The sequence below is a fragment of the Acidaminococcus sp. HCP3S3_G9_1 genome (genome assembly GCF_052122455.1).
In the GTDB taxonomy this organism is placed as follows: Bacteria; Bacillota; Negativicutes; order Acidaminococcales; family Acidaminococcaceae; genus Acidaminococcus.
In genome coordinates, this window is the sequence record NZ_JBQKCH010000008.1 from 53,861 (window position 1) to 68,500 (window position 14,640).

The 14,640-nt window shown below is 54.9% G+C and carries 11 protein-coding genes; 10 read left to right on the forward strand and 1 reads right to left on the reverse strand.

All coding sequences use genetic code 11. The features are described from left to right. Positions 1 to 22: 22 nt before the first annotated feature. The 5 genes from gcdA to ACTQY1_RS06450 all read left to right on the forward strand — a co-directional run bounded on the left by gcdA (position 23) and on the right by ACTQY1_RS06450 (position 6,615). Entirely contained in the window at positions 23 to 1,786 is a 1,764-nt protein-coding gene (gene gcdA, locus ACTQY1_RS06430) for a sodium ion-translocating glutaconyl-CoA decarboxylase subunit alpha (protein WP_022487675.1), read from the forward strand. A gap of 22 nt (positions 1,787 to 1,808) precedes the next feature. Further along, positions 1,809 to 2,591, forward strand: coding sequence for a (R)-2-hydroxyglutaryl-CoA dehydratase activase HgdC (gene hgdC, locus ACTQY1_RS06435; protein WP_022487674.1), 783 nt, complete (start codon positions 1,809 to 1,811; stop codon positions 2,589 to 2,591). 32 nt (positions 2,592 to 2,623) lie between these two features. Continuing rightward, positions 2,624 to 4,057 carry a (R)-2-hydroxyglutaryl-CoA dehydratase subunit alpha gene (hgdA, locus tag ACTQY1_RS06440; RefSeq protein ID WP_279127953.1) on the forward strand — a complete coding sequence of 478 codons (1,434 nt, stop codon included), beginning with the start codon at positions 2,624 to 2,626 and terminating at the stop codon, positions 4,055 to 4,057. A gap of 2 nt (positions 4,058 to 4,059) precedes the next feature. Continuing rightward, positions 4,060 to 5,199, forward strand: a complete 1,140-nt coding sequence (hgdB, locus tag ACTQY1_RS06445) for a (R)-2-hydroxyglutaryl-CoA dehydratase subunit beta (RefSeq protein ID WP_303225178.1) — start codon at positions 4,060 to 4,062, stop codon at positions 5,197 to 5,199. 81 nt (positions 5,200 to 5,280) lie between these two features. Next, entirely contained in the window at positions 5,281 to 6,615 is a 1,335-nt protein-coding gene (locus ACTQY1_RS06450) for an acetyl-CoA hydrolase/transferase family protein (protein ID WP_441368911.1), read from the forward strand. Between the two features lie 49 nt (positions 6,616 to 6,664). On the opposite strand, the gene ACTQY1_RS06455 is transcribed toward ACTQY1_RS06450, so the two are convergent. Next, positions 6,665 to 7,588: a LysR family transcriptional regulator gene (locus ACTQY1_RS06455; RefSeq protein ID WP_441368910.1), complete on the reverse strand. Its 924-nt coding sequence runs from the start codon at positions 7,586 to 7,588 to the stop codon at positions 6,665 to 6,667. A gap of 159 nt (positions 7,589 to 7,747) precedes the next feature. Here ACTQY1_RS06455 and ACTQY1_RS06460 point away from each other — a divergent pair, with 159 nt between their 5' ends. The 5 genes from ACTQY1_RS06460 (at position 7,748) to ACTQY1_RS06480 (ending at position 14,621) form a co-directional block, all read left to right on the forward strand. After that, entirely contained in the window at positions 7,748 to 9,157 is a 1,410-nt protein-coding gene (locus ACTQY1_RS06460) for a YfcC family protein (RefSeq protein WP_154487846.1), read from the forward strand. An 86-nt stretch (positions 9,158 to 9,243) separates the two neighbouring features. Continuing rightward, the gene (locus ACTQY1_RS06465; RefSeq protein ID WP_154487845.1) at positions 9,244 to 10,434 is read left to right on the forward strand and encodes a M20 family metallopeptidase; all 1,191 of its coding nucleotides are present in this window, start codon (positions 9,244 to 9,246) and stop codon (positions 10,432 to 10,434) included. Between the two features lie 369 nt (positions 10,435 to 10,803). Then, on the forward strand, positions 10,804 to 12,930 hold the full coding sequence (gene nrdD, locus ACTQY1_RS06470; RefSeq protein WP_154487844.1) for an anaerobic ribonucleoside-triphosphate reductase: 2,127 nt from the start codon (positions 10,804 to 10,806) through the stop codon (positions 12,928 to 12,930). Between the two features lie 12 nt (positions 12,931 to 12,942). Then, on the forward strand, positions 12,943 to 13,476 hold the full coding sequence (nrdG, locus tag ACTQY1_RS06475) for an anaerobic ribonucleoside-triphosphate reductase activating protein (RefSeq protein WP_012939145.1): 534 nt from the start codon (positions 12,943 to 12,945) through the stop codon (positions 13,474 to 13,476). A gap of 704 nt (positions 13,477 to 14,180) precedes the next feature. Beyond that, positions 14,181 to 14,621: a hypothetical protein gene (locus ACTQY1_RS06480; protein ID WP_441368909.1), complete on the forward strand. Its 441-nt coding sequence runs from the start codon at positions 14,181 to 14,183 to the stop codon at positions 14,619 to 14,621. Positions 14,622 to 14,640: the final 19 nt, after the last annotated feature.

Consider the following 14,640-nt stretch of genomic DNA (forward strand, 5'->3'; position numbering starts at 1 on the left):
ACATTCGGGAGGAAGAAGTTAAATGGGTTTTTACTCTATGCCTAGATATTTCCAACAAATGCCTCAGGTGGGCAAACCCCTGAAAAAGGTGGATGCCGCCAATGAAGAACAGCTGAAAAAGATCGAAGAAGAGATCCATCAGCTGATCAAAGCCGCTCAGGAAGCCGGCAAGGCAGATGCTGATGTAAACAAGAGAGGGGAACTGACCGCTCTCCAGAGAATTGAAAAACTGGTGGAACCGGGCTCCTGGAGACCCCTGAACACCCTGTTCAATCCTCAGGGCAACAAGAACGGCTCCGTGGCCATCGTCAAGGGCCTGGGCCGTGTAAACGGCAAATGGTGCGTAGTGGTGGCTTCCGACAACAAGAAGCTGGCCGGCGCCTGGGTCCCTGGCCAGGCTGAATGCCTGCTGCGGGCTTCCGACACTGCCAAGACCCTGCACGTGCCTCTGGTGTATGTGCTGAACTGCTCCGGCGTTAAGTTCGACGAACAGGAAAAGGTATACCCCAACCGTCGTGGCGGCGGTACTCCCTTCTTCCGGAACGCTGAACTGAACCAGCTGGGCATTCCCGTCATCGTGGGCATCTACGGCACCAACCCTGCCGGCGGCGGCTATCATTCCATCAGCCCCACGGTGATCATTGCCCATGAAAAAGCCAACATGGCTGTAGGCGGCGCCGGCATTATGGGCGGCATGAACCCCAAAGGCCATGTGGACCTGGAATATGCCAACGAAATCGCTGACATGGTGGACCGTACCGGCAAGACCGAACCTCCGGGAGCTGTCGACATCCACTACACCGAAACCGGTTTCATCCGGGAAGTCTATGCTTCCGAAGAAGGCGTTCTGGAAGGGATCAAGAAGTATGTAGGCATGCTGCCCAAATACGATCCTGAATTCTTCCGGGTGGACGATCCGAAAGCACCGGCATTCCCGGCTGACGATCTGTACACCATGGTTCCCCTGAACGACAAACGGGCTTATGACATCTACAATGTTATCGGCCGTCTGTTCGACAACAGCGAAATGCGGGAATACAAGAAAGGCTACGGTCCTGAAATGGTTACCGGCCTGGCCAAAGTCAACGGCCTGCTGGTGGGCGTTGTGGCCAACGTCCAGGGCCTGTTGATGAACTACCCTGAATACAAGGCTGCCGGCTCTGTGGGTATCGGCGGCAAGCTGTACCGTCAGGGTCTGGTGAAGATGAATGAATTCGTCACTCTCTGCGCCAGAGACCGTCTGCCCATTGTCTGGATCCAGGACACCACCGGGATCGATGTGGGCAACGATGCGGAAAAGGCTGAACTGCTGGGTCTGGGCCAGTCCCTGATCTACTCCATCCAGACTTCCCACATCCCTCAATTCGAAATCACCCTGAGAAAGGGCACCGCTGCTGCACACTATGTACTGGGCGGGCCTCAGGGCAACGATACCAACGCCTTCTCCATCGGTACGGCCGCTACAGAAATCGCCGTTATGAACGGTGAAACCGCCGCTACCGCCATGTACTCCCGGAGACTGGCCAAAGACCGGAAAGCCGGCAAGGATCTGCAGCCGACCATCGACAAGATGAACAACCTGATCCAGGCTTTCTACACCAAATCTCGTCCGAAAGTCTGCGCCGAACTGGGTCTGGTAGACGAAATCGTAGACATGAACAAAATCCGCGGGTATGTGGAAGCCTTCACGGAAGCTGCTTATCAGAATCCGGAAAGCATCTGCCCGTTCCATCAGATGCTGCTGCCTCGTGCCATCAGAGAGTTCGAGACTTTCGTAAAGAAATAATCCTTACGGAGGAACTGTTTTAATGAGTATCTATACCTTGGGAATCGATGTTGGATCTACTGCATCCAAGTGCATTATCCTGAAAGACGGAAAAGAGATCGTGGCAAAATCCCTGGTAGACGTGGGGACCGGAACTTCCGGTCCCGCACGTTCTATTGCGGAAGTCCTGGAAAATGCCCACATGAAAAAAGAAGACATGGCCTTTACCCTGGCTACCGGTTACGGGCGCAATTCGCTGGAAGGCATTGCCGACAAGCAGATGAGCGAACTGAGCTGTCATGCCATGGGCGCCAGCTTTATCTGGCCCAACGTCCATACGGTCATCGATATCGGTGGTCAGGACGTGAAAGTCATCCATGTGGAAAACGGGACCATGACCAATTTCCAGATGAATGATAAATGCGCTGCCGGTACTGGCCGTTTCCTGGATGTTATGGCCAATATCCTGGAAGTGAAGGTTTCTGACCTGGCTGCACTGGGAGCCAAATCCACCAAACGGGTGGCCATCAGCTCCACCTGCACCGTATTTGCTGAAAGTGAAGTCATCAGCCAGCTGTCCAAAGGAACCGACAAGGACGACATCATTGCCGGGATCCATCGTTCCGTGGCCAGCCGTGTCATTGGCCTTGCCAACCGGGTGGGGGTTGTGAAGGATGTTGTGATGACCGGCGGTGTGGCCCAGAACTATGGCGTGAGAGAGGCTCTGGAAGAAGGCCTTGGTGTGGAAATCAAGACTTCTCCCCTGGCTCAGTACAACGGCGCCCTGGGTGCCGCTTTGTACGCGTATAAAAAAGCAGCCAAATAAGCTGCATACCATGTAAAGAAGGAAGGATCATTATGCCAAAGAAAGTAAGCCCTGGCGTTCAGGCATTGAGAGATGTTGTTGAAAAGGTTTACAGAGAACTGCGGGAAGCCAAAGAAAGAGGAGAAAAAGTAGGATGGTCCTCTTCCAAGTTCCCCTGCGAACTGGCAGAATCTTTCGGTCTGCATGTAGGGTATCCTGAAAACCAGGCTGCCGGCATCGCTGCCAACCGTGACGGCGAAGTGATGTGCCAGGCTGCTGAAGATATGGGGTACGACAACGATATCTGCGGCTATGCCCGTATTTCCCTGGCTTATTCCGCAGGTTTCCGCGGTGCCAATAAGATGGACAAAGACGGCAACTATGTCATCAACCCCAACAGCGGGAAACAGATGAAAGATGCCGATGGGAAGAAAGTCTTCGACGAAAACGGCAAACCCGTGATCGATCCCAAGACCCTGAAACCCTATGCTACGGTAGACAACATCTATGAAATCGCTGCCCTGCCGGAAGGGGAAGAAAAGACCCGCCGTCAGAACGCACTGCACAAATACCGTCAGATGACCATGCCTCAGCCGGATTTCCTGCTGTGCTGCAACAACATCTGCAACTGCATGACCAAATGGTATGAAGACATTGCCCGTCGGCACAACATTCCTTTGATCATGATCGACGTTCCTTACAACGAATTCGACCATGTAAACGAAGCCAACGTAAAATACATCCGGTCCCAGCTGGATACGGCCATCCGTCAAATGGAAGAAATCACCGGCAAGAAGTTCGATGAAGACAAATTCGAACAGTGCTGCCAGAACGCCAACCGTACCGCCAAAGCTTGGTTGAAGGTTTGCGACTATCTGCAGTACAAACCGGCTCCCTTCAACGGGTTCGACCTGTTCAACCATATGGCTGACGTGGTAACCGCCCGTGGCCGTGTGGAAGCTGCTGAAGCTTTCGAACTGCTGGCCAAGGAACTGGAACAGCATGTGAAGGAAGGCACCACTACCGCTCCCTTCAAAGAACAGCATCGTATTATGTTCGAAGGGATTCCCTGCTGGCCGAAACTGCCGAACCTGTTCAAACCGCTGAAAGCCAACGGCCTGAACATCACCGGCGTTGTGTATGCTCCTGCTTTCGGGTTCGTGTACAACAACCTGGACGAACTGGTCAAAGCCTACTGCAAGGCTCCGAACTCCGTCAGCATCGAACAGGGTGTTGCCTGGCGTGAAGGCCTGATCCGGGACAACAAGGTTGACGGCGTACTGGTTCACTTCAACCGGTCCTGCAAACCTTGGAGCGGTTACATGCCTGAAATGCAGCGTCGTTTCACCAAAGACATGGGTATCCCCACTGCTGGATTCGACGGTGACCAGGCTGACCCGAGAAACTTCAACGCGGCTCAGTACGAGACCCGTGTTCAAGGCTTGGTCGAAGCCATGGAAGCAAATGATGAAAAGAAGGGGAAATAACAATGGCTATCAGTGCACTTATTGAAGAGTTCCAAAAAGTATCTGCCAGCCCGAAGACCATGCTGGCCAAATATAAAGCCCAGGGCAAGAAAGCCATTGGCGTCCTGCCTTACTATGTTCCGGAAGAACTGGTCTATGCTGCTGGTATGGTTCCCATGGGTGTATGGGGCTGCAACGGCAAACAGGAAATCCGTTCCAAGGAATACTGTGCTTCCTTCTACTGCACCATTGCCCAACAGTCTCTGGAAATGCTGCTGGACGGGACCCTGGACGGTCTGTCCGGGATCATCACTCCGGTTCTCTGCGATACCCTGCGTCCCATGAGCCAGAACTTCAAAGTGGCCATGAAGGACAAGATGCCTGTTATTTTCCTGGCTCATCCCCAGGTCCGTCAGACTGCGGCCGGCAAGCAGTTCACCTATGATGCCTACAACGAAGTAAAAGGCCATCTGGAAGAAATCTGCGGCCATGAAATCACCAATGATGCCATCCTGGATGCCATCAAAGTGTACAACAAGAGCCGTGCTGCCCGCCGTGAATTCTGTAAACTGGCCAACGCACATCCTGATCTGATTCCGGCTTCCGTACGTGCCGCCATCCTCCGTGCTGCTTACTTCATGCTGAAGGATGAATACACTGCAAAGCTGGAAGAACTGAACAAGGAACTGGCTGCTGCTCCTGCCGGCAAATTCGACGGCCACAAAGTGGTTGTTTCCGGCATCATCTACAACATGCCCGGCATCCTGAAAGCCATGGACGACAACAAACTGGCCGTGGCTGCCGATGACTGCGCTTATGAAAGCCGCAGCTTCGCCGTGGACGCTCCGGAAGATCTGGACAATGGCCTCCAGGCTCTGGCCGTCCAGTTCGCCAAACAGAAGAACGACGTTCTGCTGTACGATCCGGACTTTGCCAAGAACGCCCGTGCTGAACATGTGTGCCAGCTGGTGAAAGACAGCGGCGCTGAAGGCGTTGTGGTGTTCATGATGCAGTTCTGCGATCCGGAAGAAATGGAATATCCTGATTTGAAGAAGGCTCTGGATGCTCACCACATTCCTCATGTGAAGATTGGTGTGGACCAGATGACCCGTGACTTTGGTCAGGCTCAGACCGCTCTGGAAGCTTTCGCAGAAAGCCTGTAAGAGAATTCTAAAAGAGGCTGTTGCTTAGGCAACAGCCTCTTTTTTTGGTATAATGGAGAAAAAACAAAGGAGAATCCATCCATGAGCCTTTCAGAGGAATACAATCGCAAACGGAAAAACAGTGCAGGGGAAGTGCTGGAGGAACTCCGGGACGGGGACTATGTGCTGTCCGCCCAGGCCATGGCGGAGCCGGTGACTTTGCTGGAAGCCATGCCCCTCTTGAAAAAACGGGGCCGGAAAGGCATCACCTACAACTCCTGTATGCCCGTGGCGGATCTGCCCTGGTACCATGATCCCTCCATGGCCGGAACCCTGGACCATGTGTCCTGGTTCTTCAGTGCCCCCACCCGGAAGGCCCATGCGGAAGGGCTGTGCAGCTTCCTTCCCGCCGGATCCACCAGCCTGGTCCGGAAGACTCTCCAGAGAGTGGCTGCCCGGAACCGGCGGCCGGTACTCCTGGCTACGGCTTCTCCCATGGATGCCCACGGGTATTTTTCCCTGTCCCTGTCCGCCCTGTTCGAACGGGACATCATCGACCGGGGAGCGGTGGTGCTCCTGGAAGTGAGCCCCCATTTTCCACGGACCTGGGGGGATACCCTGCTGCCCATTTCCCAGGTCACAGCCTTTGTGGAAACGGACCGGAAGCCTCCCGTATCTCCGGTGCCCGGTCTGGGGGACCTGGACCGGAAGATTGCCGCCCAGGTGGCGGAACTGATCCCGGACGGATCCACCCTCCAGCTGGGGGTGGGGCACATTCCCAGCGCTGTGGCAGAAGAACTGAAGGTCCGGCATCATCTGGGAATCCATTCCGGGCTGTTCAGTGACAGCCTGATGGACCTGATCCGGTGCGGAGCCGTGGACAACAGCCGGAAAGGGTTCCAGGAGGGAGTTTCCCTCTGCGCCTTTGCCAACGGGTCCCAGAAGCTCTATGACTTTCTGGACGGGAATCCGGGGGTGATATTCCGCAGAGGGACCTTTGCCAACGAACCCAGGATCATCGCCCGGAATCGGAACATGGTGTCCCTGAACACCGGGCTGGAAATCGACCTTACCGGGCAGATTGCCGCAGAATCCATGGGGTTCGCCCAGTTTTCCGCCACCGGGGCCCAGACGGAAACCATCCAGGGGGCCCAGCTGTCTCCCGGAGGGAAATCCATCCTGGCTCTTCGGTCCGTGTATGCTGCCCGGAATACAAAGGGGGAAAAGGTGCTGAAATCCAAAATCGTCCCCTGTTTCCGTCCTGGAACTGTGGTGTCCACCTCCCGGAACGACATCGACTATGTGGTCACCGAGTATGGAGTGGCCTGGCTGCGGGGAGCCTCGGTAAAGGAACGGGTGAAAGAACTGGTCAGCGTGGCCCATCCTGCCTTCCGGGAAAAACTCCTGGCAGCGGCAAAGGAGAAGGGGCTGGTGTAAAGGAGCTGACCGTTGACGGGGGTGTTGCTTATGCAGGCAACACCCCCTTTTACAATATCTCCTCCACGGTCTTTTGGATCAGGTTCACAAAGGCCAGGAGGTTTTTGCTTTTGGCTTTTTCTTTTTTGTAGCAGATGGTGAGCCAGGGGTACCGGGCCGGGTCCCCGGTACGGAAATACCGGACCGGTTTGGAGGTGTGGAAGGCCTGGGTGTAGGATTCCATACAGAAAGCGATGCCCATTCCTCCGGCAGCCAGGCGGACGGCTGTTTCAATGTTTTCGATTTCCCTGGTACGGGGAATTTTTCCCAGATCTGCCAGCAGTTTGTCTTCCTGGAGCCGGATCTGCTGGCTGTGGCTTTGGAGGAGGAACGTTTCTTCTTTCAGCAGTTCTCCAGGCAGATAGGGGAAACGGCTGTCGGGCAGGGGACGGGCCTTTTGGCAGAGAGGATGGTCCGCCGGCAATACCACCAGGAATCCTTCCTGCCGGAGCCTGCGGCAGACAAAATCGGGATTTGGAGCATCCTGGAAGCAAAGGATCAGATCGAACTGGTCCCGGGCCAGATCCTGGATCAGTTCCTGATAGTGCCTGTGCTGGAGCCGGAGTTCCACCTGGGGATGGCTTTTGTGGAACTGAGTCATTAAAGTGGGCATCAGCAGGGCCGAAAAAATCAGATAGGTACCGATCCGCAGCCGGTCTTTTCGGTTTTCCTGGAGGGCCTGGAGCCTTCCTTCCAGCTCCCGGTCCAGGGCCAGCATCTCCCGGGCGGCTGCCAGCACCAGTTCTCCGGCTTCGGTGGGCACCACCTGCTTGCTTTGGCGGGTGAACAGCGTCTGATGGAGCCGTTCTTCCAGCTTTTTCACAGCAATGCTCAGGGTAGGCTGGGTAATGTACAGTTTACGGGCAGCCGTATGGTAGCTGCCGGTTTCAGCCAGGGTACAGAGATACTGCAGCTGGCGGAGATTCAGGACCATGGCCGGACTCCTTTCAGCAGAGGGGTTTGAAAAAACGATTGAAAAAATTTATCACTTAATAAAATACCACAATTTGAATTTTCGCACAATGCCCCGTACAATACAGGTATCAGAACAACAACAGACCGGGCATTGCCCGGGGAAAGGGAAGTGACTGGTATGGCCAATGGGAAAACGGTGAAGAAGATGAAGGTGCCTCACACCTTTATCATTATTTTTGCCCTGATTGTAGCTGCGGTGATCCTGACCTGGATCATTCCCGCAGGGATGTATGATTTTGTGAAGAATGCCAGCGGGAAAAAGGTGGTGGATCCGGCTACCTTCCACTATGTGAAAAGTTCCGGGGTCAATCCTCTGAAGATTCCCCTGTACATTATCCAGGCTTTCAGCAAAAGGATCGACCTGGTGATGGTGATCCTTATGGCCGGGTCCGCCTTCCATGTGGTGACCAAAACCGGTTCCCTTCAGGCCATCCTGGCCCTGGGAGCCCGGAAGTTCTCTGACCGGCTGGATGTGTTCATCCCGGTGCTCACCCTGATTTTCGGGCTGATCTGCACCACCCAGGGAGCCAACACCTTCATTCCTTTTGCGCCGGTCATGGTGATGCTGGCCATGGCCATGGGGCTGGATTCTCTCACCGGGGCGGCCATTATGCTCCTGGGCGGGGCCATCGGGTTTTCCACCGGCACCCTGAACATGTACACCACGGTGGTGGCCCAGAACATTGCGGAACTGCCCCCTTATTCCGGGCTGGGATACCGGGCCTTCTGCTTTGTGGTCTATTATATCGTCACCAATATTTTCCTGATCCGGTATGCCAAAAAGGTGAAGGCCCGTCCGGAACTGAGCCCCATGTACGATCTGGATCAGGAGGCAAAGGCTTCCGGAGATGCCATGGATCTGGAAAAGACCGGCATCCTGGACCGGAACAAAGTACTGCCCCTGGTGCTCCTTGTCATTACTTTTGTGGTGATCATTTACGGAGCCATTGCCCTGAAATGGGGTATGAGCGAAATGTCCGCCCTGTTCCTGGTGTACGCGGTGGTGGCGGACCTGGTCAGCGGCGCCAGTGCCAATGAAATGTGCAAAGATCTCATCGACGGCAGCAAACAGATGCTGGGAGCCGCCTACATCATCGGCATGGCCACTGCCATCAGCACCATTATGAATGACGGGAAGATTACCTACACCATCGTCCACAGTCTGTCCTCCCTGCTGGAAGGGCTGCCGGCGGTGGTAATCGCACCGGGGATGGTCCTGGCCAACACCGTCATCAACATTTTCCTCACCAGCGGCAGCGGCCAGGCGGTGGCAGTGATGCCCATCCTGACCCCTCTGGCGGATGTGCTGGGGGTGACCCGGCAGACCACGGTGCTGGCCTTCAACTTCGGGGACGGATTCTGCAACTATGTGCTGCCCACCTCCACCGCCCTCATGGGGACCCTGAGTGTTACCAATATCCCTTATGACCGGTGGATGCGGTTCATGTGGAAACTGTTCCTGATCTGGCTGATTGTAGGCTGTATCCTGGCCTCTATCGCCCAGTTCATCCATCTGGGACCTATGTGATACTTTGAGTGAAGAGTGAAGAGTGAAGAGTGCAGAGTGGGTGACCGGAGAGAAAATCGGTCAGGGACCTGCGGAAGGAGAAAAAGATGCTGGATGAAATGATTGCCCGGGCCAATAACTGGGTGGACGGACATGCAAAAGAACTGACGGACATGGCAGATGCCATTTTTGACCATCCGGAAATCGGACCTCATGAGGTGTTTGCCAGCAAACTGCTGACGGACTGGCTGGAAGCCCACGGTTTTGCCGTGACCCGGGGCATCGGGGGCCTGGAGACCGCCTTCCGGGCTGTGTGGAAAAACGGAGAAGGGGGACCCAATCTGGGGCTCCTGTGCGAATACGACGCCCTGCCGGGCATGGGCCATGGCTGCGGCCATCAGATGCAGGGACCGGCGATCCTGGGGGCGGCAGAGGCCATCCGGCAGGCAGCCGGGGACAATCCTTTTACCCTGACGGTGTACGGGACTCCCGGAGAAGAAAACATCAGCGGCAAATACATTATGATCCGGAACGGCTGTACCTTTGAAGAGCTGGATGTGGCCCTGATGATGCACGGGGGGCCGGCCACCCAGACGGACATCAAATGCCTGGCCAATGCAGAATATGACCTGACCTACCATGGAAAAGCCGCCCATGCGGCCCTGAAACCGGAAGCGGGCCGGAGCAGTCTGGATGCCATGTGCCTGGCCTTCCACGGCATGGAATGTCTCCGGGAGCATGTGACTGACGATGTGCGGCTCCATTACAACATTACCGACGGAGGCGGCACCGCCGCCAATGTGGTGCCCAGTCTCACCAAAGCCCAGGTGATGGTACGGGCCAATACTGTAAAAGCGGTGAAGGAACTGATGGTCCGGCTGGAAAAGATCTTCCAGGGGGCGGCTCTGATGACGGAAACGGAAGTGGAGGCCAAAGTGGGAAAAATCCTGGATAACAAGATCCCCAACCTTCAGCTCAACGACATTCTGATGAAGCATGCCCGGGCACTTCAGGCCCCCAACTGTCAGCCTCCCCGGCAGCGCACCGGATCCACGGATTTTGCCAATGTAATGCACCGGGTCCCCGGGTCCTGCATCCGGGTGGCCTTTGTGCCAGACGGCACCAGTTCCCATTCCCCGGAATTCATTGCTGCCGGGAAAAGTGAAGCCGCCCACAAGGCCGTGGCCTTTGGGGCCAAGATCCTGGCGGATACGGTTCTGGAACTGGTGGAGAATCCGGAAGAACTGGCCGCCATCCGGCAGGAATTCCAGGAACGGCTGGCTGCCGAAGACAAGTGACCGGAGAGTGTCACCTGGTTTCACTGTAAACTTGAAAATCTGTAACAGAGGACGGAGAAGCCCATTCCGTCCTCTTTTTCTTTGGGTGGGTCCTGGACTGTCCCGGTACGGAAAGAGCTTGGAGCGCGAAAAAACGTAACAGCCGTGCTTTCCAAGGAAACACACTATCTATAGTGTTCTTTTGGGGTATAAAACGATTTTTGCCACAAGATATAGTTGCTGAAACGGGAGTTTTGGTGTATCATATCTATCAGCGACAAGTGCGGAACTGGAAAAAGGATTTGTACAGTTGCAGTTTTTCATGTATAATAAGGATAGTTATTCTTAAATACGGTAAATTATCAACAAATATTCTAAGGGGGAGCGGCCATGAAGGTTATCAAACGGGACGGATCCACGGTTTCTTTTGACCGGAACAAGATCGTCACTGCCATATCCAAAGCCAACAAGGCAGTGGAAGAAAAAGAACGGCTGGGACAGGAAGACATCGAAGAGATAGCTTCCTTCGTAGAGCATAAAAATAAAAAGAGACTGCTGGTGGAAGACATCCAGGACATGGTGGAAAAACAGATCATGGTCCGGGGCCATTATGAACTGGCCAAGGCTTATATCATCTACCGGTATAACCGGGCCCTGGTCCGGAAGGCCAACACCACCGATGATTCCATCCTGAGCCTGATCAGCAACAAGAACAAGGACGTAATGGAGGAGAACTCCAACAAGAATGCAGTGATGGTATCCACCCAGCGTGACCTGATCGCCGGGGAAGTATCCCGTGACCTGACCCGCCGGGTAGTGCTGCCGGAGAAGATCTCCAAGGCCCATGACCTGGGGGAAATCCACTTCCATGATGCGGATTACTTCATCCAGCCCATGTTCAACTGCTGCCTGGTGAATCTGGGGGATATGCTGGACAACGGCACGGTGATGCACGGCAAACTGATCGAAAGCCCCAAGAGCTTCCAGGTGGCCTGCACCGTTATGACCCAGATCATCGCTTCCGTGGCGTCCGCCCAGTATGGCGGCCAGTCCGTGGACGTGTCCCACCTGGGCAAATATCTGCGCCGGAGCCGGGAAAAATTCCGCAAGCGCCTGATTGAAACTACCCATGGCCAGCTGCCGGAAGAAGAAATGGAAGCCATCCTGGACAGCCGGATGAAGGACGAACTGGCCAGCGGCGTCCAGACCATCCAGTACCAGATCAACACCCTGATGACCACCAATGGGCAGTCTCCCTTTGTGACGCTGTTCCTGCACCTGGACCCCAATGACGAATACATCGAAGAAAATGCCCAGATCATTGCGGAAATCCTCCGGCAGCGGCTGGAAGGCATCAAAAACGAAGTGGGCGTCTATGTGACCCCGGCCTTCCCCAAACTGGTCTATGTGCTGGATGAATTCAACTGCCTGAAAGGCGGCAAATATGACTACCTGACCAAACTGGCGGTCCAGTGCTCCATCAAACGGATGTATCCGGACTATATTTCCGCCAAGAAGATGCGGGAAATCTACCAGGGGAACGTGTTCTCCCCCATGGGCTGCCGGTCCTTCCTGTCTCCCTGGAAGGATGAAAAGGGCAACTACAAGTTCGAAGGCCGGTTCAACCAGGGGGTTGTGTCCCTGAACCTGCCCCAGATCGGGATCCTGGCCAAAGGGGACGAGGAAAAGTTCTGGAAGCTGCTGGATGAACGGCTGGAACTGTGCTACGATGCTCTGATGGTCCGGCACAATGCCCTGAAGGGGATACGCAGCGATGTAAGCCCCATCCACTGGCAGAACGGCGCCATTGCCCGTCTGAAGAAAGGGGAAACCATCGACAAGCTGCTGGAAGGGGGCTATTCCACCCTGAGCCTGGGGTACATCGGCCTGTACGAATGCACCAAGGCCATGAAAGGCTGCAGCCACACCACTCCTGAAGGGGAAGAATTCGCCATGCGGGTGATGAAGCGGCTGCGGAAAGCCTGCGACGACTGGAAGGCACAGACCGGCCTGGGCTTTGCCCTGTACGGCACGCCGGCAGAATCCCTGTGCTACCGGTTTGCCCGGATCGACAAGGAACGGTTCGGAACCATCAAGGATATTACCGACAAAGGATATTACACCAATTCCTACCATGTGGATGTGCGGGAACCTATCGACGCCTTCAGCAAATTCAAGTTCGAAGCCCAGTTCCAGCCTATTTCCTCCGGCGGCTGCATTTCCTATGTGGAAATTCCCAACATGAAGAAGAACCCCACCGCCATCGAGGATGTGGTCCGGTTCATCTACGACAACATCCAGTACGCGGAGTTCAACACCAAATCCGACTACTGCCAGGTGTGCGGCTTTGACGGGGAAATCCAGATCAACGACAATCTGGAATGGGAATGCCCCCAGTGCCACAACAAGGATCAGTCCAAGATGAACGTGACCCGGCGGACCTGCGGCTATCTGGGAGAAAACTTCTGGAACGTGGGGAAGACCAAAGAAATCAAATCCAGAGTGCTGCATCTGTAAGGGGGCTTTTCGTTGAATTACGCAACCATCAAAAAATGTGACGTGGCCAACGGCCCCGGGGTACGGGTTTCCCTGTACGTCAGCGGCTGCACCCACCACTGCAAAGGCTGTTTCAACCAGGAAACCTGGGATTTCGCCTTCGGCAAGCCCTTTACCCAGGCCCAGCTGCAGGAAATCCTGGAAGACCTGGAACCGGAGTACATCCGAGGGTTCTCCCTTCTGGGAGGGGAACCCTTCGAACCGGCCAACCAGGAAGTGCTGGTGGGGGTGCTGCGGCACATCCGGGAGCGGTATCCGAAAAAGACCATCTGGTGCTACAGCGGCTATCTTTTCGACCACGACATGCTGGCCGGAAAGCTGGGGGACCCGGCCATTACCCGGGAGATGCTGGGGTACCTGGATGTGCTGGTGGACGGGGAATTTGTGGAAAGCAAAAAGAACCTGAACCTGCGTTTCAAAGGCAGCGAAAACCAGCGGATCATCAACGTGCCCAAGTCTCTGGAAACCGGGACCATCGTCTTGTGGGACGGAGAGGAATATGCGTGAAAAGAGAGGGTGCTGCACATTTTGTGCAGCACCCTCTAGCTGTAGAGCCGCATAGCGGCTCAAGTCTGGAGTCTGAAGTCTGGAGCCGAAGGTGAAATTTGCAGGCAAATTTTTAAATGGAAACGCAGCTGGCGCTGCTAACCCACCACCCATGCTGCGCATGGATACCCCCGCCCTTGCAAAGGGCGGATAACAAGTGCGTGGGCTGGCACCTTTGTCCTGAAAAAGCAATGGACGTCAGCCCGAGCCTGGCTGAACTGGTCAGGAATATGATGATTGCAGTATACGTTGCTGCATTTCCGGCCGGAGGTTCCGTACCCTCTGCCCAGGTATTCGGTCCTTTCAGGACCTCATGCCTCCACCATCGGGCATGGGGGGAACCCCTACATCGTTGGGGTCAGAGATTCGTACATCTGTCGGTCCGTCGCATTTGTCGGCTCAACGTCAATCCCGTCCAGCCAATCGAACAAACAACCATCGACTCCAACGGAGTAGGGGCGAGCCACAGGCCCGCCCTCCCCGGCCTGCGATTTTTACGTTCAGAAGCATCTGCTTCGGCAGATGGTCTCCATTGACAGCTGACCGTTGACGGGCCTGTGGCGCATGCAATAGCCTCTTGGAACAATGCCGCTGCAATATTGTCAGAAAAATACTTTCAGGGTATACTGGGCAAAAGGAAGAGTAAAGGCAGAGGGGTGAAGTCTATGGGAAAAACGCTAGGCAGAGCAATCTGGAATATGGTCCTTGCTGCCTTCCTGCTCTGGCTGGCTGCAGCCGGAATCGGACGGCTGTTTTTTGCCGAGAGATTCCATCAGGATGCTAAAATGATGAAACAGGCGGTAATGGAACTGCCTGTCTGCAGCCAGTATGGTTCGGCACCTCCTTATCCGCTCCACACCAAAGGACTCCTCTCTCAAAAATTCGCAGTGACTTTGGTCATCCCTGCTACCCAGGAAGCAGCTCAGGATATGATTCAAAACAGTCTTTTGGAAAACGGCTGGGAAATGAAGAAGACCAATCAGCGGAATGGGGGAGTAAAAGGAACTAAGGGAGAATATGTGTTGACGGCGGAACCTGCAACAAATCCCAACCGCTGGATTGTCATCATAGGAAAAAACGACTTGGTAAGCAGGCTGAACTTATAAAAATGCACTATGATGAAGG